This window comes from Parendozoicomonas callyspongiae, from assembly GCF_023502345.1.
Lineage (GTDB): Bacteria > Pseudomonadota > Gammaproteobacteria > Pseudomonadales > Endozoicomonadaceae > Sansalvadorimonas > Sansalvadorimonas callyspongiae.
In genome coordinates, this window is the sequence record NZ_JAMFLX010000001.1 from 213567 (window position 1) to 235724 (window position 22158).

General features: G+C 46.6%; 23 protein-coding genes. 1 reads left to right on the plus strand and 22 read right to left on the minus strand.

Annotated features, from left to right (window positions below):
* Positions 1-126 precede the first annotated feature (126 nt).
* Complete coding sequence (locus M3P05_RS00925; RefSeq protein ID WP_249697347.1) at positions 127-972, plus strand: crotonase/enoyl-CoA hydratase family protein; 846 nt, start codon at positions 127-129, stop codon at positions 970-972.
* A gap of 60 nt (positions 973-1032) precedes the next feature.
* Here M3P05_RS00925 and M3P05_RS00930 read toward each other — a convergent pair whose 3' ends face one another.
* From M3P05_RS00930 to M3P05_RS01035, 22 genes are all read right to left on the minus strand, one after another.
* A complete protein-coding gene (locus M3P05_RS00930; protein ID WP_249697348.1) occupies positions 1033-1752 on the minus strand; it encodes a glycerophosphoryl diester phosphodiesterase in 720 nt (239 codons plus the stop codon).
* A gap of 17 nt (positions 1753-1769) precedes the next feature.
* Positions 1770-2420 carry a YiiX/YebB-like N1pC/P60 family cysteine hydrolase gene (locus M3P05_RS00935; RefSeq protein WP_249697349.1) on the minus strand — a complete coding sequence of 217 codons (651 nt, stop codon included), beginning with the start codon at positions 2418-2420 and terminating at the stop codon, positions 1770-1772.
* 25 nt (positions 2421-2445) lie between these two features.
* The gene (locus M3P05_RS00940; protein ID WP_249697350.1) at positions 2446-3006 is read right to left on the minus strand and encodes an Lrp/AsnC ligand binding domain-containing protein; all 561 of its coding nucleotides are present in this window, start codon (positions 3004-3006) and stop codon (positions 2446-2448) included.
* A 99-nt stretch (positions 3007-3105) separates the two neighbouring features.
* Positions 3106-4350 carry a TadE/TadG family type IV pilus assembly protein gene (locus M3P05_RS00945; protein ID WP_249697351.1) on the minus strand — a complete coding sequence of 415 codons (1245 nt, stop codon included), beginning with the start codon at positions 4348-4350 and terminating at the stop codon, positions 3106-3108.
* Between the two features lie 2 nt (positions 4351-4352).
* A complete protein-coding gene (gene tadF / locus M3P05_RS00950) occupies positions 4353-4940 on the minus strand; it encodes a tight adherence pilus pseudopilin TadF (protein WP_249697352.1) in 588 nt (195 codons plus the stop codon).
* Positions 4922-5449, minus strand: a complete 528-nt coding sequence (locus tag M3P05_RS00955; protein WP_249697353.1) for a TadE/TadG family type IV pilus assembly protein — start codon at positions 5447-5449, stop codon at positions 4922-4924. The genes tadF and M3P05_RS00955 overlap by 19 nt, the downstream gene beginning before the upstream one ends.
* A 44-nt stretch (positions 5450-5493) precedes the next feature.
* A complete protein-coding gene (locus tag M3P05_RS00960) occupies positions 5494-6330 on the minus strand; it encodes a tetratricopeptide repeat protein (protein WP_249697354.1) in 837 nt (278 codons plus the stop codon).
* Complete coding sequence (locus M3P05_RS00965) at positions 6308-7174, minus strand: type II secretion system F family protein (RefSeq protein ID WP_249697355.1); 867 nt, start codon at positions 7172-7174, stop codon at positions 6308-6310. The genes M3P05_RS00960 and M3P05_RS00965 overlap by 23 nt, the downstream gene beginning before the upstream one ends.
* Before the next feature lie 68 nt (positions 7175-7242).
* A complete protein-coding gene (locus tag M3P05_RS00970; protein ID WP_249697356.1) occupies positions 7243-8166 on the minus strand; it encodes a type II secretion system F family protein in 924 nt (307 codons plus the stop codon).
* Positions 8163-9440, minus strand: a complete 1278-nt coding sequence (locus tag M3P05_RS00975) for a CpaF family protein (protein ID WP_249697357.1) — start codon at positions 9438-9440, stop codon at positions 8163-8165. The genes M3P05_RS00970 and M3P05_RS00975 overlap by 4 nt, the downstream gene beginning before the upstream one ends.
* A gap of 90 nt (positions 9441-9530) precedes the next feature.
* Positions 9531-10820 carry an AAA family ATPase gene (locus tag M3P05_RS00980; RefSeq protein ID WP_249697358.1) on the minus strand — a complete coding sequence of 430 codons (1290 nt, stop codon included), beginning with the start codon at positions 10818-10820 and terminating at the stop codon, positions 9531-9533.
* Positions 10821-10824: 4 nt separating this feature from the next.
* Positions 10825-11085, minus strand: coding sequence for a hypothetical protein (locus M3P05_RS00985; RefSeq protein ID WP_249697359.1), 261 nt, complete (start codon positions 11083-11085; stop codon positions 10825-10827).
* A complete protein-coding gene (locus M3P05_RS00990) occupies positions 11085-12503 on the minus strand; it encodes a type II and III secretion system protein family protein (protein WP_249697360.1) in 1419 nt (472 codons plus the stop codon). The genes M3P05_RS00985 and M3P05_RS00990 overlap by 1 nt, the downstream gene beginning before the upstream one ends.
* Before the next feature lie 101 nt (positions 12504-12604).
* Positions 12605-13375 carry a Flp pilus assembly protein CpaB gene (gene cpaB, locus M3P05_RS00995; RefSeq protein WP_283777619.1) on the minus strand — a complete coding sequence of 257 codons (771 nt, stop codon included), beginning with the start codon at positions 13373-13375 and terminating at the stop codon, positions 12605-12607.
* Positions 13376-13767: 392 nt separating this feature from the next.
* On the minus strand, positions 13768-14580 hold the full coding sequence (gene aroE, locus M3P05_RS01000; protein ID WP_249697362.1) for a shikimate dehydrogenase: 813 nt from the start codon (positions 14578-14580) through the stop codon (positions 13768-13770).
* A gap of 73 nt (positions 14581-14653) precedes the next feature.
* The gene (locus M3P05_RS01005) at positions 14654-15001 is read right to left on the minus strand and encodes a hypothetical protein (protein WP_249697363.1); all 348 of its coding nucleotides are present in this window, start codon (positions 14999-15001) and stop codon (positions 14654-14656) included.
* Positions 15002-15047: 46 nt separating this feature from the next.
* Positions 15048-15965, minus strand: coding sequence for an oxygen-dependent coproporphyrinogen oxidase (gene hemF / locus M3P05_RS01010; protein WP_249697364.1), 918 nt, complete (start codon positions 15963-15965; stop codon positions 15048-15050).
* 81 nt (positions 15966-16046) lie between these two features.
* Positions 16047-17105, minus strand: a complete 1059-nt coding sequence (locus M3P05_RS01015) for an endonuclease/exonuclease/phosphatase family protein (protein WP_249697365.1) — start codon at positions 17103-17105, stop codon at positions 16047-16049.
* 151 nt (positions 17106-17256) lie between these two features.
* Positions 17257-17811, minus strand: coding sequence for an L-threonylcarbamoyladenylate synthase (locus tag M3P05_RS01020; RefSeq protein WP_249697366.1), 555 nt, complete (start codon positions 17809-17811; stop codon positions 17257-17259).
* A 153-nt stretch (positions 17812-17964) separates the two neighbouring features.
* Positions 17965-19095, minus strand: coding sequence for a DNA-processing protein DprA (gene dprA / locus M3P05_RS01025; RefSeq protein ID WP_249697367.1), 1131 nt, complete (start codon positions 19093-19095; stop codon positions 17965-17967).
* Positions 19096-19135: 40 nt separating this feature from the next.
* Positions 19136-20176 carry a LysM peptidoglycan-binding domain-containing protein gene (locus M3P05_RS01030; protein ID WP_249697368.1) on the minus strand — a complete coding sequence of 347 codons (1041 nt, stop codon included), beginning with the start codon at positions 20174-20176 and terminating at the stop codon, positions 19136-19138.
* Between the two features lie 84 nt (positions 20177-20260).
* A complete protein-coding gene (locus M3P05_RS01035) occupies positions 20261-22060 on the minus strand; it encodes a hypothetical protein (protein ID WP_249697369.1) in 1800 nt (599 codons plus the stop codon).
* Between the last annotated feature and the right edge of the window lie 98 nt (positions 22061-22158).

Genomic DNA, 22158 nt, shown 5'->3' on the forward strand with positions numbered 1-22158 from the left:
CAATTTCTATCAATGACAGCCAATCTGCACTTTCTATCAATGACAGCCAATCTGCATGGAAAAATCTGGAAAATGAGGGTAAAAGTATGGAATCATGCCCGACAACAATGATAATGAGATATGAAAATGTCCAATCTTGCAGGGGTACAGAGTTCTAATATTGAGGATTCCCGTGTTCTATTCCGGGTAGAGGAACATATTGCATACGTCTCGCTCAACCGTCCGGACAAGCACAATGGTCTGGATTATTTATTGTTCAGAGAGCTGATTGCTACAGCTAAAAAAATACGCAAAAACAAAGCTGTACGTGCTGTAATTCTGTCTGGAGAAGGTGATTCTTTCTGTGCCGGACTGGACTTCAAATCTGTCAGCAAAACTCCTTCGATGGTACCAAAGCTGTTTCTGAAACTTCCCTGGACATCCATGAATGCTTTCCAGCAAGTGGCTTATACCTGGAAGAGACTTCCCGTTCCGGTTATTTCCGCCATCCATGGCAACTGCTTTGGGGGTGGTCTGCAGATTGCTCTAGGTACCGACTTCAGGGTTATTCACCCCGAGGCAAAGCTCTCAATTATGGAAATTAAATGGGGACTGATTCCTGATATGAGCGCAACAGCCACCCTCTCAACACTGACCCGCTACGATATTGCCGAAGAGTTGACCATGACGGGTAAAGTTTTCAGTGGCCAGGAAGCTTTCAGCTATGGTCTTGCCACCCGGGTAACAGAGCATCCAATGCGCGAAGCCAAAGCCCTGGCCAAGCTGATCAGTGAGAAGTCCCCTGATGCTATAGCTGCCAGCAAGTATCTATATCGCAAAACCTGGAATGCAGGCCCGCGCCTTTCTCTCCTGTGGGAACGTCTGATCCAGATGCGTCTGCTCGGCAGGAAGAATCAGAGGATAGCCATGTCTAATGGTCTGGCTGGAAAAGACAAAGAACCGAAGCCTTTTGAAGACAGATCGCTGTTTTAATTTTTTTATTCACCCGTCACTTCCTTAGTAAATGGCGGGTGAATAAAGCACAGATCGTTCTTAGCGAATCACCAGCTTTGGATTATCTGTAAACACACCTGATACTCCCCAGCTCCACAACTCATCAGCACGGCTTTGAGAGTTCACTGTGTAACAGTAAACCTCATAGCCTTCATTTATCACCTCCTGAACCTGGGATCGCTTCAGCGGCTTCTGCCCAAGGTTAATAGCAACAGCCCCGACCTTTCGAGCCTGCTCCTGCCAGTCAACCGACAGTTTCTCAAAGAGGTGGGCAACAGGAATGGCAGGCATATGTTCATGAAACAGCTTCAAAGCATCATGATCAAAACTGGAAACCAGCAGCTTCCCGTCTGGTAAAGATTTCTGTTTAAGAGCCTCCACCACAGGCAGTACCAGCTTATCCACAGGATGTTTATGCATCTTGATTTCCAGGTTCAAACCCATACCCAGCTCTGACAGAAGATCAATGACCTCCTTAAGAGTGGGTACTTCCTCACCAGCAAACTCTTTTGAAAAGCCGACTCCAGCATCAAGAGCTTTAATTTCTTCGAGAGTGGAGGAAAGCAGTTCTCCACTACCATTAGTGCATCTATTCACAGCCTGATCGTGGTGGATAACAAGTTGTCCATCACCAAGAAGCACAACATCCATCTCAACCCATTCCAACCCAAGGGCATGAGCGGTGCGAATTCCTGCCAGGGTATTTTCCGGAGCCAGTTGGGCTGCGCCACGGTGCCCGATAACGGCACTCATTCTCATAAAAAACTCTTCCTGTGTTAGGTTCTGTTGTGTTTGAGCTGTTGGAATATCCCATAACTGCCCACAACTTCCAGCGTTTCTGACCGTGACAGAAGTGCCGGGTGAGAACCAGGCAGGCCTTGCGGGACTTCCATCTCTCTTTCCTGATAATACTCTTTCCAGAACTCCATAACAGAGCCGGTGGCTGGATCCCGAAACTCCAAAGGCGTTTCCTTGAAGAACCCCTGGCTGCTGAGGTGTGGCTTGGAGCAGAAGTGAGCATATTGCCAAGCATCTATTACAAGAGAACTGCAATACCAGCTTTTTGTACATGGCATATATGTCTCGTTGTAGGGCATGCCAATACGCTTAACTGCCCTAGTAATGGCTGTTTCTATATGATCATCCCCGGCATCAGAAACACGGCAAACCAGAACCCTTGGCCGGCCAGCCTTATCCCTATGGGAGTTATCAAGAAAACGTTCAAGAGAGACTTGCCGGACACAGGGTGGAGCCGCCTCAATCAACTCTCCCTCTGCGACACAGAGAGCTACATGATCAATCACGAAGTTATGAACACCGGAGAAAATGCGGGAGATCGCAGCTCGTCCCGGCTCTTCAGAGGTATGCTGGAAAAGAAGGTCGCCAGGGCGAGGAGGGCAGGGGCCAGGCAAGTCAGGATATCTCATAACGCCATCAGCCCCCTTACGAAACCTACATAAGAACCAACCGAGTATCTGTTCTGGAAAGAGCTTTGACAGTTTTACCCCCTGAGCCAATTGCCCGAAGAGTGCGGAACCCTTCATCAATTACGGCCATCAGTTTGTCCAGAGTTTCAGCCTCGGCGTAGAACACGCCATCGTGGCTACCCAAGACATTATAGGCGGCGATAATTTCAGGGTGGTGGCCAAGCAACTTCTCAGTCAGATGCTTGCTGCCAATCTTTTGGTCAGTAAAGATCCAGGCACCTTTACCATTGGGGACACTGTGGGTATCCCGGGTCATCTCCTGGCCATACTTATCCATAACCAGCAGGGTTTCGGTGCGCTCGATAGGGTTAAAGCGATCTTCCAGCAGGTTGGGAACCTGATCTTCCATCAGGGTTTTCAGTTCATCCATACCACTTACAGAGCCATAACATATCAGGTCAGTGGGGCCGAGAGGGCAGTGGACCACCTCAATGGCACTGAGCTGTAGAAAGGCTTCCCGGATTTTGTGTACATCATTATCCCCGGCATCGACCAGAATCAAAAAACTTAATCGATCTGCTGGCATATCCTCTTCCCCGTACTGTCTTTTTATTCAGCTCAATGCTGCGCTGATGTTCTGATGGAATGATATTACATGGTTGAGGTGGTTACGAGCTTAATCAAATCACGCCTTGGGCCTGGTATACAGGCGCCCTACTTCTTCGCTGATTAGTTCCATCAGTCTGTTATATACATCTTCCATATTTGTTGCGGTGAAAACGTTATTTACACCTGCACAGCTTTGCAGATTAGGATCTGATTCAGCATCATAATTAATGCCAATAACAGCAATTTTTGATTGGACCTCTTTTCCATCCTTAGTTTTCTGAGAATTCAGTTTATTTCTAATTAAATCACAGTACTTTTTTTCTAACAGCTTTCTATGCCTGTTGGGCCTATTATCCATACCATCTGACAATATAACTATTAACCGCCTTTGGCTATCACCTAGCAATGCAATTTGTCCACCTCGAATAATGCCCTCATAAGAAGATGTTCCCCCTCTCGCATCCATATTCTTTAATGATTCGGATACAGATATTACATCTTCTGATAGAGGTGCAGTATAAAAATTACCATAATAATAATCTGTGCACTGTTTTGCTTTTGGTGTGAACATTTTCTTTATTGTTTCATCATAATCAATGTACCAACCTTCTGGATTCGATTCCCTATACTTCCATATAAGATTCTCAATGTAGCATTTTTGTCCTGCCGTCTTATCCATCGTATACCAGTTAAACGGAACAACTGCTAAAGAGTTGTTTTCATCCCCAGCCTTAAATATCTCAAGTTCCTCGGCTATTCCTTCAACAACCTCTTTAAGCATATTGATTTTTTTTCTTCCATGCCACAACCAAGTCATAGAACCAGAAAAATCTGTGATTAATATTACATCTACTGTTGTTCCCTGGTACTTCCTGGTCATAGCATGCCCAAGGGCGCTGACATCCTTGCCAAAACCCAGCTTTTTGTTGAAAGAAGGAAACAGACTGTCGTATGTAGCTTCACCAACTACTTCAAACTGGAAATAACGGCGGCCATCAGGGTCTGGATCACAACCAGGTGTACCAGTCGGTTCGCAGGCGGTATGGGTAACTTGTTTGATTTCTATCCTGCTGGCTCCTGGTGTTAAATATTCCAGATAATCCTGAGCGATAGGCTGATAAATTGAGGGGTTATCGCTGCCTCTGGCGCTTAATGCCAGAGCTGTTACCTCTACAGCATCTCCCGCACGTGCCCTGGCCCGAAGAAAGTGCGCACCATCCATGCCCAAGGCAATAAACATAAAAAGAATGGGAATCATAATTACGAACATGATGGCGGCAACCCCACGTTGACGCCTCGTAGACGGGCTGCGTTTTTTCATGATTATCTCCCCAACATTAAGGAGCTGGCGGCAACCCTTGAATAGTCGCTGCCATCCCCCAGCGCATTACCGAACCAGTTATCCCCCCGGTAACACAGGGTTACCTGGTACAAAGTCGCCATTCGCCCCCAGGATGTTTCGATGTGAAGCTTTGGTTGTGTACTTAACCTGTGTGCTGGTTCGCACTCCAGTGTTCCGCGTTTAAAGCTCACGGGATCTTGATCAAAGCTACCGTTGCCATTTCTAATAAACCGAAGCTGTTCCAGATGCATGGCAAGCCTTTGCCGATCAAAACCAGACATACTTCTACCCATGGAGTTGCTGATGATATTGAACAGTGTATTGACCTGATTATCATCAACTTGATCACTTTCGTTATAAAGTTGGGTCCTTTCCTTAACGACATTGACCGCAGAATAGCTGAGTCTCTGCAAATGTCCCTGCAGAGTCTGTTTGGATACCATGTCAGATATAAACGCCAGAATCATAGCGATAAAAACGCCAGCCAATGCCAGCTCTACAGAAAAAACCCCTTTCTGCCAGGAAGGCTGTGCGTGCTTACCAAAACTGATTAGTTGTTTGATTGCCATTTGAACAGCTCCCTTTCATATTCCTGGACGGTTATCACCTCTCTACTGATATTCATTGCCCCTGTGTTCTCAAACAAAAGCTGTGCGAATATTGGCTGATAAGGATACGACACCCGATAAACTGCTAACGGCTGGTTCTCTGGCGATCCTGCTCCATCACAAGCTCCTGCCGTGAAATCAGTATCACAGCCATTCAATGAACCAATATCCTTGAAGTACCTGACATCCACATCAAACTTTGATTCATCAATCAGACTTGACCAGACAGAGTCCGCCCCTTTGATTGTTTTTCTAAAGATCTGCCGGTAATCATCATACTCAGCCGTTCTGGCTACCCGACTGGCTTCTGCTACAGAAAAGTCAACTGTTGCTGAAACAAACCCCATATAGCTGACTTCTATCCAGTAAAATATCATCATAAAGAAAGCAAGCGCACCTATTGCAAATTCAATAGCCACAACACCTCTTTCCCATCGCATTTTTTTTTTGATATTTCGTTTAGTTTCCATTTTTTACTCCTTTGGTCGGAGCTTTATTTTGGATAGGCTATTTTTTATTCACCCTGAAAACCCTCATGTATGGCTTGACTGCCAGCCAGAGCCTGAAACAGAGCAAGCCTCTCTTCTTCTTTCTTTCCAGCACCAAATAGCGAGACAAAATCCTGATAACGCCCACTCTTGGCAAGAGAAAATGCCAAATTTGATTTTACCTGATCATCCGCTCTACCTGTTTTGAAAAACGTCAACAGTCTTTTTGCAGCGTTATGGTAATTTCCTTCAAGTATATCCAGCATAGCCAAATTATTTTGAACGACCATGTCATCAAGTAATTCTTTTCTGGCCTTTTCAAAATGCCTGCGAGCTGCCTGGTAATTGCCTTTGGCGGCCTGAACCCTCCCCAACTGGTTAAATACCTGTGGAGTTTTTGAATCAAAACCGTAGGCGGTGACCACTGCCTGTAAGGCTAAATCTCTTTCGCCGCTTGCCAAAAGAGCTTTGGATTTCAAAAGAAAATACTCTGCAGAACCGCTTTTATGTTCATTCACCGACTCCAGGTGGAAAAGGGCAGACTCATAATCCTCCATATGAACATAAGCTTCCGCTATTTGAATACGATATTTATCAGAAGTCTGGATATCATTATCTCCCACCTGGCCCATTTGTTTCTTATAAAGATCAATCAGCCCCATATAATTTTCTGTAACTTTCAGCAGCGCTTCATTATGCTCTTCAAAAGCACCTTCTCTAGGTGTCTGTGATTTCTCAGCATCTGAAAATTCCTGACCACTACCAGCAGATACGCACCCCTGAACAGCCAAAATTCCGCCAAGCAAAAAAACACGACACCATCTGTTTTTTCTCCCAGATTTACCCAAACGGACCACCATCACTTACCATCCTCATAATGCCTGGAGCTGTAATCAGAATAACAATCGGGAACATAATAAAAAGGATTAAGGGTACCGACATTTTCGCCGACAGCTTGCCAACTTTCTCTTCCAGCTCCAGCATCTGCACTTCTCGAATATTGGAGGAGAGGCTGGTCAGGACTTCAAAAATTGAACTGCCATACTGAAGACTTTGATTCAGCGTATAAACGAAACTGCGCATCTCATTTGATGGATACTGATCCAACAGCTCCTCCAAAGCCTGTTCAATACCGATAACGCGGGAACGAGAGTCTACCTGCCACATGATTCTGGCTAAACCTTTATCAAAGCCTTTTAGTTCATCGGAAAGGTATGCAATTGATGATTCGATAGTCATACCTGTCTGAATACATACGGCCATAAGGTCGACGACATAAGGCAATTGACCCGATACTTTGCGTACACGGTTTCGGCTTCTTTTCTGAAGCCAGATATCTGGTCCAATTATTACCACAATGAATGGAATCAATATCGCACCCACCAAGTCTGTAGAATTGACCAGTCCAAGCTCATTCTGAAAAAAATACCCGCTAGCAGCAATAACAGCCGCCAGGGTAAATTTTGCTGGTAGATACAGTGCTGCTACTCTGGAATTGTAAATGCCTGCCTGAACAAGGTTTCTTTCCACACTTTTACGACGATAAGAAAAACGCGCTTCAAGTGTTTCAAACAACGCATCCCAGCTGGTAACTGTGTAAGAAAGCCCCAGCCAGCGACGTGATGCCTGCCTGGAGAAGTAGCTGTTAATCCACATAACAGGAAGAACTGCAACCCCCAGAGATAGTAAAAGATACCCCACATCCATTCTTATCTCCCCCTCTTTACCTCTTAGTCTTTTTGCCGACTACTGACCAAGTCGACCTGTTATTATTCTTACGTTTGGGTTTTTCTCATCAGGAGCCAGATAATTGTTATGCCAATCACTTCGCTGGCCAGCACATAGTAGAGAATGATCTTTCCCGCCGGATCATAAAAAACAAAATGAAAGTTTTCCGGGCTCATCAGGTACATAAAACCCATAAAGAAAAAAGGAATTGCCGCCACAATTTTTACCGACATGCGTGCTTCCGCAGTCATTGCGCCTTTTTTCTTCTCTATAGCGCGACTGTTAAACATAACCTGGTTCAGCCGCTTGATAATCTCCTTAAGTTGTCCACCCCGGTTGATATTGGCTCGCAGGGTAATAGTAAAAAAATAGAACGGTGCATAGGGAAAGCGATGACAGGACTGACTCAAAACTTTCTCGGCAGGCTGGCCAAGCCGTAGTCGCTGCCCCATCAGCTTAAATTCTCTACCGACTGCCCCCTCCATTGAGTTTCCAACATAAATTATGGAGTGCATCAGGCTTTCTCCAGAGCTGACTGCCCCATTCAACAGGTTAAGTGCATTGGGAAATGAAACCTCAAATACTTTTCTGTCGTATATTTGCAAAATTCTGATAAATAGCAGGGATGTGATTAGAAATACCAAAGGCAGAAGTACCAGAATATACATGTCGCTCAGCAGGTATTTCTGCAGATAAATACTTGCCACAACAACCACCCCCAGGAATAACACACCCTTAAATACTGCGTGCCCACCAATACGGGCTTTGAGGTTTTCGATCCCTACCCTGATGCGAACTTTGAACGGCTCATCCGTAAGCATTTTGATATTCACAGCCTTGAGGTCAGCATCTTCGTCTGCATCATGAGATCCCGTTCCCTCCAAAAAGGCAAATGAGTTCTCTTTTTTTTCCATGCCCAAGGCCACAAAAACAAGAACAAGAGCCAGACCAATCATGACCAGATAGATCATCTTACAACCTCCCGAAACACTCTATTTAACTCTTCCTCCCTACCAAACAGACGGGCTTTCTTCTTGATAACCGAGCGACTTATCAAGCCTGGACTGAGATACTCCCCTTCAATTCTTTCACCTGCACGCACCTGAGCAGGCTCAAAATGGAAGATCTCTTCCAGAACAATATTTTCACTTTCGATCCCCATAATTTCACTGATGCTCACAACCTTCCGGCTACCATCAAACAGTCGTGTAACCTGTATAACCAGATCTATTGCACTGGCAATGTTGCGGCGTATTGCATCAAGGGGTAGGTTGGGAGCGGCCATCATCACCATGCTTTCCACCCGGGCCAGAGCATCACGAGGTGAATTAGCGTGCAGAGTAGACATGGATCCATCATGACCTGTGTTCATGGCCTGCAGCATTTCAAAGGCTTCAGGCCCACGGCATTCGCCAACGATTATCCTGTCTGGACGCATCCGCAGAGCGTTGATAACCAGATCGCGCTGATGAACAGCTCCTGTATTCTCAATACCAGCGTGGCGAGTTTCCATCCTCACGACATGGGGTTGCTGCAGTTGCAGCTCTGCTGCATCCTCAATGGTCAGGACCCGTTCGTTTTCAGAAATATATTGGGATAGAGCATTAAGCAGTGTGGTCTTTCCGGAACCCGTCCCCCCGGAAATCAGGATATTCAAACGGCAACCTGAAGCTATTCGGAGTAATCCAGCCATTTCTCTGGACAGGGAATCAAGCTCCACCAACCTGCCCAGCCCGATATCCATACGGCTGAACTTACGAATGGATATCGCTGTTCCATCAAGAGAAATTGGCGGAATAGCTATATTCACCCGGCTGCCATCTTTAAGGCGTGCGTCACACATTGGCTGGGACTCATCAACCCGGCGCCCAACAGTGGCAGCTATGCGTTTGGCGGTACTCAGCAGCTGGGCTTCATCAATAAAGGTTACGTCTGTTTTAATCAACAGTCCTTTCTTCTCGACGTAAACGCAATCAGGCCCATTCACCATAATGTCGGTGATTTCCGGGTCATCAATCAGGGGTTGCAGGGGGCCAAGCCCCTTGATTTCATCAATAAAGCGACTTACAAACTCCTGGCGCAGTATAACAGGCGCGGTAATTGCCTCTTTTTCAATTAACGCATCCACAGCATGGCGCAACTGGTCACGTAACCGTTCATCAGACAGATTTGTAACAGCTTCTGCATCCAGTGCATTAAAAATCTTGCTCCTTAGTCGCAGGTAGATAGCCTGTGGTGCGTACATAAGCCCTCCTTTTCATTATTTTTTCAGAGCCAGCGCATCAATTTACGTTTTCATTCGAGCTGTTCTTTTTTGCTTTTTGATCAGCCTTGTTTATACATCTGCTGTTGGTTCTGTTTTGTTTCTTATGTTTTTATCTTTAATATTGCTTTTTCCTTTCCTTCTAAAGAAAGAAAATACTCCACCATTAACAACAGGCTTGCCGACAACCAGCCTGGCTAAATTAATGAATGGCCGAGTTAATGGTGTTTTGCTGCTTACAAACCTTTGACCAGATGTCAAAAACTCTTCACATTGTTTGAAATAAGGAATATGAATATCAACTGGACGCTGCAGGTACTGTTCAATTGATTCCTTTTCTACACTGTCTTTCGGATTGCAGTGGTTTAGAACAAGAATTGATCGAGCGGGGTTGGATAATACTTCATTCACCCGATTAAACACCTCCAGGAACTGTCTAGTTTCAAAAACACTGCTTAGTGTAGGCTGTACAACAATAATCACACAGTCCATTAATAGACAGAGCCATTTCGGCTGAGGATAAAATTTTACCGAAGCAGAATAATCTTCAAGAATGAAGTTTGCGTCATTGCGCAGGGGCTCCAGGACATTATTGGTATATTCCCGCAGCTCATCCCCCCCTCCATTTTCAATTTCAAAACCAAGGTAACTGATCTTCTTGTCTACCTGGCTGAGCTGACTTTGAGCCCCAACATGATCAAGAATATTACCCAGTGTATGATGGCGTTGAGCCTGCTCACTGATAGGCATACGCTCTAGATCTCGCTTGCCCAGCATTATATGCATGGCACTTCCGGTATAACCGTGATCCACAAGAATCACCTGCTGCTGAGTTTCCTTCACCAGTCCGTGGGCCAGCTCACAGGTAATCATGGTACAGCCGCTGCCTCCCTTAGGCCCCACCACCGCCACACGTTTTGCCAGACGTGAAGACTGCGGCCCCTTGCCTTGCTGGAGGTCTTCCTGCAGCTCGTGAAGAAATGCGGCTACATCTGTTTTTTCCGCCGGCCAGTAGAGATAATAGAAACCAAGATGTTCCACCGTGCGCAAAGAAGTTATGGTGTTCTCGCGCCCTATCAGAACAACACGGGTCTGATGGGAGATCAACGGATGAAGAAGGCGGGCCAGATTCACCAGATCCTCCTTGATTTCCACCAGAACCAGAGGGCTCTCCACGCCGGTAATTACATCAGTTATATTGCTGTCGGTGCATGGGTGACAGAAAGGAACCTCCATGCCTTCATATTTCATAGCCTCTTCAAGCTGGTTTCTGCACTCTTCTGTCTGGTAGAACAGAGTGCAGCTCGCTGCCGTAACTTCTCTTTTTTTCTTTTGTCCGGTCAGACCTTCCAGTGCAAGCATGGCTTCACTCCTTAACCTTTAATAGTTGTTCAGGGTGAGCCGCCTTTTCCGGATGAACCATCATCTGCCAGCGGCCACTTTCCACATAACAGCCAAACAGCATCGCCCGCTCTGATGATGTGTTATATACCTCACAGGCAGGAACCTGAACGCCCTCCGGGGTCACTGTTATTTTGGGGTTCTCATAAGGCTTAAAGCGTCCAAAACAACCTGTAAGCATCACCACAGCTACAATCAGCAGAGACTTCCTAGCAATTAATTTCATTACTTGAATCCTCCACTCTTCATGATTTTCTGAGCTTCTTTTGACTGAACCTGTTGCTGATAGCGCTCTTCGCCGCCCCTGCCAGGCAGGTCCAACCGGAAGTAGCGCAGCAGGGTGTTGGTGAAATTATGCCGTGGCACCTGCACAGTGCCTGTAGGTACAGGCTGCACCAGGCTGACTGTCGCGACAATAATCAACTCACTCTTGCGTCGCTCGCTCTCTGTGTGACGAAACAGGGCACCGATGACTGGCAGGTCTCCGATAAGTGGAATTTTCGCTAATGCCTCACGGTCTTCAGAGTTCAAAAGCCCCCCAAGAACAAAACTTTCACCATCGGCCAGCTGGATTGTGGTCCTTGCTCTGCGTGTCTTAAAGGTTGGTATGCTTAAAACAGTGTCCTTGTACGTTGAGTCTACAGCGCTGACCTCTGGCATCATGGAGATCTTGATCTTGTCATCACTCAGCACCTTGGCAGCCATTTCCAGCCGGATACCAAACTCTTTGTATTCCACGTTATAAGACTGGTCGTTGTAATAAATAATCGGGATCTCACCGCCAGCCAGGAAAGATGCTGTTTCACCAGAAATGACTGACAAATTAGGCTCTGCAAGAACCTGCCCGACGGAATCATCATCTATTGCTGTGATGTAACGGGCTATATCCTGTGAATTAAAACTACGAAGGGTTGACTGGAACAATTTGCCATTACCAAGAAAGTTGGCACTGCCGCCAGTTGATACCATGGTTCCCCACTTCACCCCTAGTTGACGAATGAAGGAATGGGATACCTCGGCTACAGTGATCTTGACGTTAACCTGCTTGACTTCAGACACTTTGATGTTATTAACCAGCCAACGGAACCGGCGCCGAGTCATGAAATCAATTTCAAGTTCCTGACTCCCCAGGTCCCAATTGATCTTATAATCCTCATACTCCTTACCCAGCAACTCACCAATCAAGTAATAGATATTCTGACGCAGCTCTTCCGAAGGCACTGTTCCGGTTAGAACAACCTGATCACCAAGATTAGTTATATCAATATCGTGTTCAGGAAACCGGATAGCCACTTGCTGGCGAATATGAGCAAGGCTCTTGTTGACGACCAGAGTCTTGTTATCAATTGTCTTACCTTTTTCATCCAAAACCACCAAGGTAGTACTGCCAACCTGCTTGCCGTAAATAATAAGCTGGTTACCCCGAACAACCTGATAATCAGCGATTTCTGGATTAGCAATAAAAACGGTATCGACAGGCGTTTGATATTTCAGGGGGGTAGCCTCATTCAACCCAAGATTTATGATCCTGGTTGCGGCTGTGGCGGCTCCACCAAAAAGCATTAGCAGACTAAAACCAAGAATAACCCTCTGAACAGGCGCAGCCGTCAACACCCGCCAGAAATATCGGTTTCCAAACTTCATATAGCCCCCTGCCCGCAAGCCTTTTTATTTTTTCTATTTGTGCTGGGTTCAAGCAATAACTGCCTGAGCAGTGTCTGGCATTGCAGCGATTTTGGTTTTGATTAATTTACAATCTTTTCAATTCCGCGCAATTCGGTAACAGATGAAAAATCTGGTAAAACATCCCCGGCCCGTATCTGCGGTAAAGTTCCATCTGTGGTTTTGTGGATATCAAGAACACCCATGCGCTTAGCCAGCATTAGCTGTGAAAGCTCTTTTCGAGTTAGCTCAAGAACTATAATGGTGCTGGCTTCCTCTCCTGTCATACCCTTGCCATCCGGGCCAACGCGTAAAACCTTTCTGGCCTTCAAAAGGGGAGCAACACTCAAACCTTCAAACTGATCAACTGCATCTTTCATCGCCAGATTCTGATTCAATGAAGAAATCATCACTACATCAACTTTATCTCCGGGCGAAAGAATCAATGGATAGCCGTTACTTCCTTTGAATTCCAATGGGTAGGGAATCATACCAGGCTTGATAAGAAGATCGATATAGTTGGGATGATCAGGTTGTACCACCTGATTTTCAGTTACAATAGATCCAGCCTTCATAGGCGAAGCAGCCAGACTGCCTTTTACCAGAGTAAACCGTTCTTTACTGGTAACCCCGTACTTTTGTGCTTCGATCTGATCAATAATTACAGGAAGTAGCCGTTCGGAGGTTATCTCTTCGCCCACCTGCACTGTTTGCTTAACCCGCCAACTGAGAAATTGTTCCTTTTGCGTCTGCATTTCGACATTTTCTGGCTGTTCTGTTTTTTTTGCTAACAACCCGTAAACACCACCAGAAATAAGAACAAAAGCGAAAGTGAGTAGTATACGACGATTCATTTCCTACATCCTTTTGTACTTGGCACCTCTGTACAAACCGTATGAATAAAAATGCGGGATGTAGCCAGCAAACCTCATCATCCATAGCTCATGGCGCATAGTTTTTTATCGATAGAAGCAGCAATACCCACAGCGCATATTCAGCAGCAAGCACTACGCTCATCGATAACAAGATCACCAGAAAGCAGCTATTTCTTCATATATAATCTGGCGCCCCCTGTATGCATTCCGTCAAGATCAAGCAGGATTCTTCAATGCTGAGTAACTCTAAACAACCTTTCCTTACATTCACCTGACATTGGTATTTTAGTACCATCAAAGAAATGGAGAGATAGCAGAATAAACCAAAACCTTGGTCAATATGTACCTACTCAGGAGCTTGTGCAGACTTGTTAGGACAAAGAGCTAATCAGTTCTGTGGTTTCAGGAAGAATCCCACGCCAGATAGAAAATGATTCGGCAGCCTGTTCTACCAACATTCCCAGACCATCCAGTGTTTTAGAGGCTCCATGTTCCTGTGCCCAGTGGTTAAATACCGCTTGCTCTTTTCCATACATCATATCGTAGGAAACGGTGGTGTTTTTGATGACTGATGCAGGCAGGGGAGGGAGGTCACCCTGTAAACTGGCAGCGGTTCCATTAATGACCAGATCAAACATACCAGTAACCTGCTCAAACCCAGACGCTGTAACTTTTCCAAGATCGCTAAACAACTCAACCAACTCTTCAGCCTTAGAGACCGTCCGGTTAGCGATCACGATCTCGGCTGGATTTTGTTCCAGCAATGGCTGCAAAACACCTCTCACAGCACCGCCGGCCCCAAGCACCAGAACCCGTTTTCCCTGAACTGTTACTTTGTGGTTACGGGTTATATCCCTGACCAGACCAACTCCATCTGTGGTATCTCCCCAAAGCTGGTCTTTGTCGTCTTTCCAGAGTGTGTTCACAGCACCAGCCCGCTTGGCCCGTTCAGTAAGCTGGCCAGCCAGCTCCCAGGCCTGTTGCTTAAAGGGCACTGTAATATTCAGCCCTTTTCCCTTGTTTTGTTCTGTAAAAAACTCACTGACAGCCTGGGCAAAACCATCAAGCTCAACGTGGATGGCTTTATATTCAAGCTGCTGTTTGGTTTGGGCTGCGAATGCAGTATGGATCTGTGGTGATTTGCTGTGGCTTATGGGGTTGCCCATTACGGCGTATTGATCCATTTTTCTGTCTTTATTCCTGTTTCATTATTACTTTTTACATTCCCACATTAATGGAAATGCCACACCCGTTTTCTTATGTGCTTTTCTCTGCCTGCATGGTTTCCAGGATGCTCAGTATTCTTTCCATAAGCTGCCGGTCTGATGCTCTGTCCAACCTGACTTCTGCAAGATCTGTTTTAACTCCGGCGAGATCTGTCTTGACACCTGCAATATCCTTCTTGACATCTCTGAAGCCAAGAGAGAACTCCTTGAGGCTTAAGTCCACCTTTTCCCGCCATAGCCTTATCTCTCTGAACTCAATACTGGTACGTTCAGAATCGAGCTTGACGAACTGTTCCAGTCGACACAACCGCTCATTGATCTGTTCTGTTTGGCGAAGGTATTCAAACTCTCTTTCATCAAGGGTTGCTGACTGGCTCATAATACCTTCACCATTGTTTATTTTCTGAGCGATCTAGTTTAGCAGGCTAAATCCACTTCTCTGGTTTCAGATAGTTGTCGTAGAGTTCTGCTTCAGCAGTTCCAGGCTCCGGTTGCCAGTTATATCTCCATTCAACTTCCGGCGGCATGGACATAAGAATTGATTCCGTTCTGCCACCTGACTGCAAGCCAAATATCGTTCCCCTGTCGTAAACCAGATTAAACTCAACATAGCGGCCACGTCGGTACTTCTGGAAGCTTTTTTCTCTTTCTCCCCATGGCGTGTCTTTACGTTTTTGGATTATTGGGAGATAGGCCTTCAGGTAGCTGTCTCCAACACTGCGGATAAAGGCAAAAGTCTCTTCAAAGCTCCATTCATTCAAATCATCAAAGAACAACCCACCGATACCCCGGGGCTCATTACGGTGTTTGAGGTAAAAATATTCATCACACCATTTTTTGAAGCGTGGATAGACGTCATCACCAAAAGGTTTACAGGCCTCACTCGCTACCTGATGCCAGTGCTGGCAGTCCTCATCAAAACCATAATATGGCGTTAAGTCATAGCCACCACCAAACCACCAGACGGGTTCGGCGCCTTCTTTCTCTGCAACAAACAATCGAACATTGGCATGTGAAGTGGGGACATAAGGGTTTTCAGGATGCATAACCAGAGAAACACCCATAGCCCGAAAACTGCGACCAGCCAGCTCTGGGCGGCGAGTACTGGCGGTTGCAGGCAACGATGCTCCCTGCACAGAGGAGAAGTTCACTCCTCCCTTTTCAAAAATACTACCCCCTTCGATAACACAGGCTCTCCCACCGCCACCACCTGTGTGTTCGGTAATATCCTCCTGAAAAACAGCTCCACCATCGGCAGCAGCAAGTTCTCTGCAAATGGTTTCCTGCAGGTTTCTCAGGTATTGCTCTACAGCTTGAGTATCAATTTTATTCTGGCCGCTCATTAACTGCCTGCCCTTTAGGCTATTTCTAATGGGATTGCCTGCATCCTAACATACAGGTACAAATATCGTTGCTCTTAGCTCTTACCTCTGCAGCTCAAACTCCCCGATAACAGGCATATGATCCGACAAGTCCATAACTTCCTTTGACCAGACCCGCCCCTTTATCAATGAAACAGCCGGGGAGTAAAACATATAGTCCAGCGTTTGATCCAACCCACACTCTTTTATCAGTATCTGGGTAAACCAGTTGCTTCTATCTGCTCCGGTTGCATCTTCAACTGATGGGATGGCTGAGTATTGATCAGTCAGTTTTTTGAGTTCACTTTCAGGCTGGTACCAGTTCTGCCCTTGAGCACATATGTGCTCGTACTGGCCTGGAGGCAGAAGATTAAAGTCTCCTCCGGCTATCCACAACTTGTTCTCCTGAGTCATCTTCTCAAACAGACCAGAAACCAGGCTGACCTGCTTTTGCATGGTATCGGTTCCTTGGGCAAAAGCATCCAGATGAAGGTTGAGAACAAATAGACTATCTCCATTCGAGAGGGGAATTCTTGTTTCCAGAACAGCCCTGCGATAATGGAGATACTTGATGTAGTTCCTGGGTATCCGAGGCAAATCAAACCGCACCGTATCACTAATACGATAACGGCTTAGCGTCAGAAGGTGCTGCTCTGAAGGGCGCTTATTTGCAGGAAGGAAAACCTCTTTGTTCAGTCTTGAGTACGCTGTTGCAGCATAGCAGGGGTATATTTCACCCAGCTTCTCCATCAAAAGCTCAATCTGATCCTGACCTGTACGCTCATCCCGATCAACCTCCTGAAGCAAAGCGATATCGGGGTTCTCTTTCCTGATTGCTTCAGCAATCTCCGCTGCAATTTTATGCTGGCTTTCAATATCTAGAGGCGACACTGTATCAGGACCATCCCAGAAGTTATAAACACCTCCAGTCATAAACTGGACGTTGTAGGTGATAACTTTCAGGGGTTTATCTATTGGCGCTTTTTCTGCCCACGCAGGGCATCGGAAGTGAGTAGGGGTGTGCCAGTCATTTTCTGTTTCTTCTGCAAAGGCTGCAGCAGAAAAAATAACGTACAAAACCACAGCCTGCTTGAACAGAGGCAGAAAAGATAACGCCTTCATACTTTGATACTCACTCTTTGCCGAGTATTGATCAACAAATCGTAACCAGTAAGCAGCGTTACCTTTCTGAAGCCTCAGGCTACCAGCAGGAAACGCAGCACAGCGTCATATGTTTTCGCAATGCTGCACGGAGTATAGATAGGGCAGGAGATTAACTTCTTAGAACTTTGCCCGTGACAAGGTCACAGATTCGTGAAGGAGATGTCTGCTCTCCCGTCTTGCCTGCAACCACCATATCAACCTCTTCTCCCAACTCTGTACTTACTGCGAGATGGGTTGTGTGAGCCGGCTCTCCAGCTCTGTTGGCAGATGTTGATACCAGTGGTTTACCCCAGCTTTGGCAAAGCTGCTGTACAACTGGGTGGGCACTGACACGCACAGCGACTGAAGAATGCTGACCACGAACCCAGTCAGGCACCCACTTGTTAGTGTCAGGAATTAACCAGGTCACTGGTCCAGGCCAGGTTTCAACCAGAAGCTGATGCTGCTGATCAGAAAGAGACTCAAGCAGGGGCGCTACCTGCTGCTTGCTTGCTGCTACCAGAATTAATCCTTTCTCAACAGGTCTTCTCTTGATTTCAAGAATGCGTTCGACTGCCTGTTGATTCCATGGGTCACAACCCAGCCCCCATACGGCTTCTGTGGGGTAGGCAATAACACCACCGCCGGATACTGCCGCAGCAGCATGATTGTAATCGTCAATCATCAGTCGTTTAGTGAGCCTGTATTACTTTTTCTTGGTCAGAAAACCTTTCTCTGAGACTACGATCATTCTTGTTATCGTGAGTTTGAGAAGGTCTGCATCTGACAGGGCAATTAAAACTATAAGAAGGTGAATACACTGTCCAGAGTTGATTGGTTAACATCTTTCCACTCCACCGGGCACAGATTTTACAAACCCATCTAGCTCAAGCTGGAAAAGCAACTCGGATACTTTTCGCCCATCCATTCCTGTTCTGGCAATTATCTCATCCTGGTGACATGCTTCAGAACCGATTAGAGATAGAATGTGCTGCTGGTTAGGACAGTTTGGCAGCTCATACAGTTCAACATCACTTCCAGCAGAAATGGTTTGATGATTTACCAGAACCCCCGACAACTCTTCCAGAACCTGTTCGGCGTTTTCCACCAGACAGGCTCCATCTCTGATCAAAGCATGGCAACCTTTTACACTAGGATTATTCACTGAGCCGGGCATGGCGAATACCTCCCGCCCCTGCTCAAGGGCACACCTTGCTGTCACCAGCGAACCGCTTGCCATGGCAGCTTCAACCACCAGTACACCAGAACTTAACCCACTGATTATTCGGTTACGGCGCGGGAAATGGCCAGCCTTGGGCTGCGTCCCAAGCGGGAATTCTGAAACCAGCGCACCCTGCTGTTGTATTTGCTGGGCTAACTTTTTATGCCTGACGGGATAAACAATATCTACTCCACAGGCCACAACACCTATTGTTTGGGCACAAGCCTCAAGCGCTCCCTGGTGGGCTGCCCCATCAATTCCACGGGCTAAACCGCTTGTGATTGTTATACCCGTAGCAGCAAGGTCATGACATATTTCTCTAGCTGTTTGTTGAGCTGCCAGTGATGGACTTCTGCTACCAACAACTGCCAGCTGTTTTGATTTAAGAGTCTCAATGTTTCCTTTGATATAGAGCAAAGGAGGGGGATCATGAATATTCTTGAGAAGTTCCGGATATTCACCGTCTTCCAAGCTCAGAATATGGTGATCGAAAGAAAGCCCTAACCACCCTTTGTCCTTCTCCATAGCCATATATGTTAGTGAATTTTGCCCACTCAACTGAATAGCTCGAGCCACTCTTTCAGGAACAATGGTTCGAAGTCTCGAAAACCCAGCCTTCAGCACTTCCAGAGGATGAGAGTAATGGTCAAGCAGCGCCTGATAACGACTTGTTCCAAGACCGGGGATGTGGAAAAGTTGTAACCAGGGCTCAAGCTGCCGCCAGCGTTTGTTAAATTCGTCACACATGGAGACGAACTATAGTCCAATGTTTTAGAGTGGAGAGAAATCAGGGGGCTTTTAGAACGTCCCCTGTTGCCAGCGGTTGAGTTGCCTGCATAACAACAGCAAAGCTGACTTTTGAATAGGTTCGATAAATCATAACAAGGCCAACCCGCTGAGCAGGCAATTTCAGAGTCTGGCCAGATCTCTTATCTTTTGAATTTCTGCTGCGGTAGATGGCAAGAACATCCCCATCTTTCATTCGATCTTTTGACCCCAGATTAACTACAACGTTGTTAAAAATTCCAATATTGTGTATACCACCAACTACATCAATGATGACGCCTTCTACATAGGGGTTATCCGGAGTGTCGGGGGAAAAAGAAGTCGCCAGCCGTCGCTCTTCAGAGACCAGCAGCCTGTCATTAACCCGAACTTCCTTCGTGGCCTTGGTCACAAACATTGTTGCCACATCATTCTGCAGCCCTTTCATTGTCAGTGACCCAACATGCTGCATAAGAATGCCAAGCTCTTCCCCTGTTTTCGGATCTTTATAAGTTTCCCCCGAGCGGAATGCTCCGTACTTTCTATCCCCCCGAGAGAAATCTCCACGGGCATACAGCGTATCACCAGCACCACTTATGACTCTTTCCTGGCCATTAGCCAGCACCCTGGGAGCCTTTTCGATTGCATCCTGGCTATCCATAACCCGGCTAACACCCAGAAAACTGTGGATGGCATCAAGAGGGATGGCGGGAATGGCATCAACCAAAGGGGTGGAACGTACTTGTGGGGTCAGCTTTATGGTTCGACCCGGAATAACCGTTTCTTCTTTCTTGCGGGTTAATGTCAGTTTAAGTTCACTCCCTATCTTGATAACCCGGATAGTATCTCCTGGATAAATCAGGTCAGGGTCCTTTACAGAAGGATCAACCTCCCAAACCTGCCCCCAGCTCCAGGGGTCATGCAGAAAGCGACCGGCAATTCCCCAAAGTGTGTCTCCTTCAACAGCAGTATATGAAGCAGGTCGATCATCACGAAACAGGCTCTCTCCCAAGGAGGATGTCGCAACACAGAGCAAAATAAAACCCAGCAGCGCGTTTTTCATTATTTGATGCATCCCTGATTAGCTTATGCGCTTTTCCATATCTCCATATTAGTCACTGAATGCAGCTCTGTGCGCCCTGACAAATTATGTTTTTCTTCTTTGGGTTCTTTCCATAGTTAAAGAACGATAAGCATCGTCCTTCTGTTGTTGTGTCATTTTAGGGGGTCTTGGTCGCAGCACTCTGGTATTTTCCTCTTCATCCTCCATACTCTCTGGCTCTGAAGGTGTTCCTGAAAGGTAAGAAATCTCTTCCTCAGAAGCCTCCATATCTTCTTCAGCCCTCTCTTCGCGGAAGCGTAATAATTCACTGATAGGATCTTCCTCACCACCCTGATGACGGTCAGATTCAACTGGCGGTTCATGAGAACTGGTTGGAGGCTCTTGTGGAACAGGGCTGACTGGAGCCGGTAGAGGTCTCTGGGGGTGATTCACGACAGGAGCTCTATTCCACCAATGTTTAGCGCCTCTGAATGGAAGGGCAACTCCTTTCAGGGCGGCGCAAAATAGCGGCCCTGCTGACATCTGCTGCAAGCCTAGAGCCGTCCACCCCCGTCCTATAGCTTCAGTAACTGTTGTTAACTCAAGGATATGTAAACTTGCCCCATACCCCAAAGCAAACGTTGCTCCCGCTGTAGTCAGCAGAGTTGCTACCGTTTCACCAATTTTTCCCTTTTGAATAGACTGCATGCTGCCCAGGGTTCCTGCTGCTAAACCAGTTGCAATGTAGAGAAAGCCCCTTGCCTGAACGGGAAGCATCATCCTGACACCTTCCAGAACAATCATGGTGCAAAGGGTTCCATCAATATTCTTAAAGGTTTCTTTAATAATGTCCGGAGATTCCAGATTAATCATTATTCCGACAGATTTGCCGACAGCATCACCCAACATCATTCCGACAACTGGAGCGCCAACACAAAATCCAGCAACTCCCCCGACAGCCGCCCCTATTACTCTGCTTAACTGCGTGTGATTATTACCATCCCCATAAACCCCATCATGGATTCCAGCAGTAGCACTGGCAAGACCAGCATATGAGACTGCCGCCATTGGCTCCCCTGCAATCTGGCCTGCTCCAGTCGTCAGCCCCCCCCTGATCACGGCACCGGTTACGACCATGGCTGCAGTATCAAGCTTACCGCCTGTCTGAGCAGGTATAGAGGTGTTGCAGAATTCTATCCGCCGGTTTCCCATGCACGCATCGGCAAGCGCTATATTCGGGTTATCATAAATCCCATTTTTGCTCTTCCCTCCCGGAGAACAAACATCCATTTTGGCATCAGGCTTGTAGGGAGCAAAAACATACCAGTGCCTGATATCTCCCCCCGTTAGAAATGGCGCGACATATCCCTGAGAAGACTGATGCTCGACAATCATTCCATGGGTGTACTTTTGCGGCCTTTGGGTGAGTTCCTTGTAATAAAGAAATGCTGCATCCTCAAGGCTCGCATCATCCTGGCTGTCAAAATAGTAATAGAACCCCGAGGGGGTTAAACCGGGATTTTCTTTATGATTGGCAGCAAGTCGTAGTTTTGCTGCATTCATATAATCGCCTGCTTCTGCAGCTTTCTGTTCAGCCCCTCTAATCTCAGCAGCCGAAAAATTGCACCTAACCAAAGCATCAATAACATCAGCATCCTGCAAGTGCGTAACAGCCAGTATAAGCAGACTCTGATGCTCAAAATCACTGGTTCTCTCGACAAAACAATCAAACTGACTTCCTGTAAACGCCATGGATGTTGTGGAGTAATAGGCTTGCATTAGTGGTTGCAAATGCGCTTCAAGCTTTGCACAAAGGGCCTTCTTATCCTCTATGGATTTCAGCACCGTCTCATCACCACCAAGAGCCCTGACAAGTTTTGGCCGGTTTTTGTGTTCCGCTGCCACCTTGCAGGCTTTCGCTGCACGGGATTTAGTTATGTGCTTTCGGTATTTGAGCAGGTTCCTGATTTTCCTCTCACTCCAATGCCTGTTCTTTAAGGTTT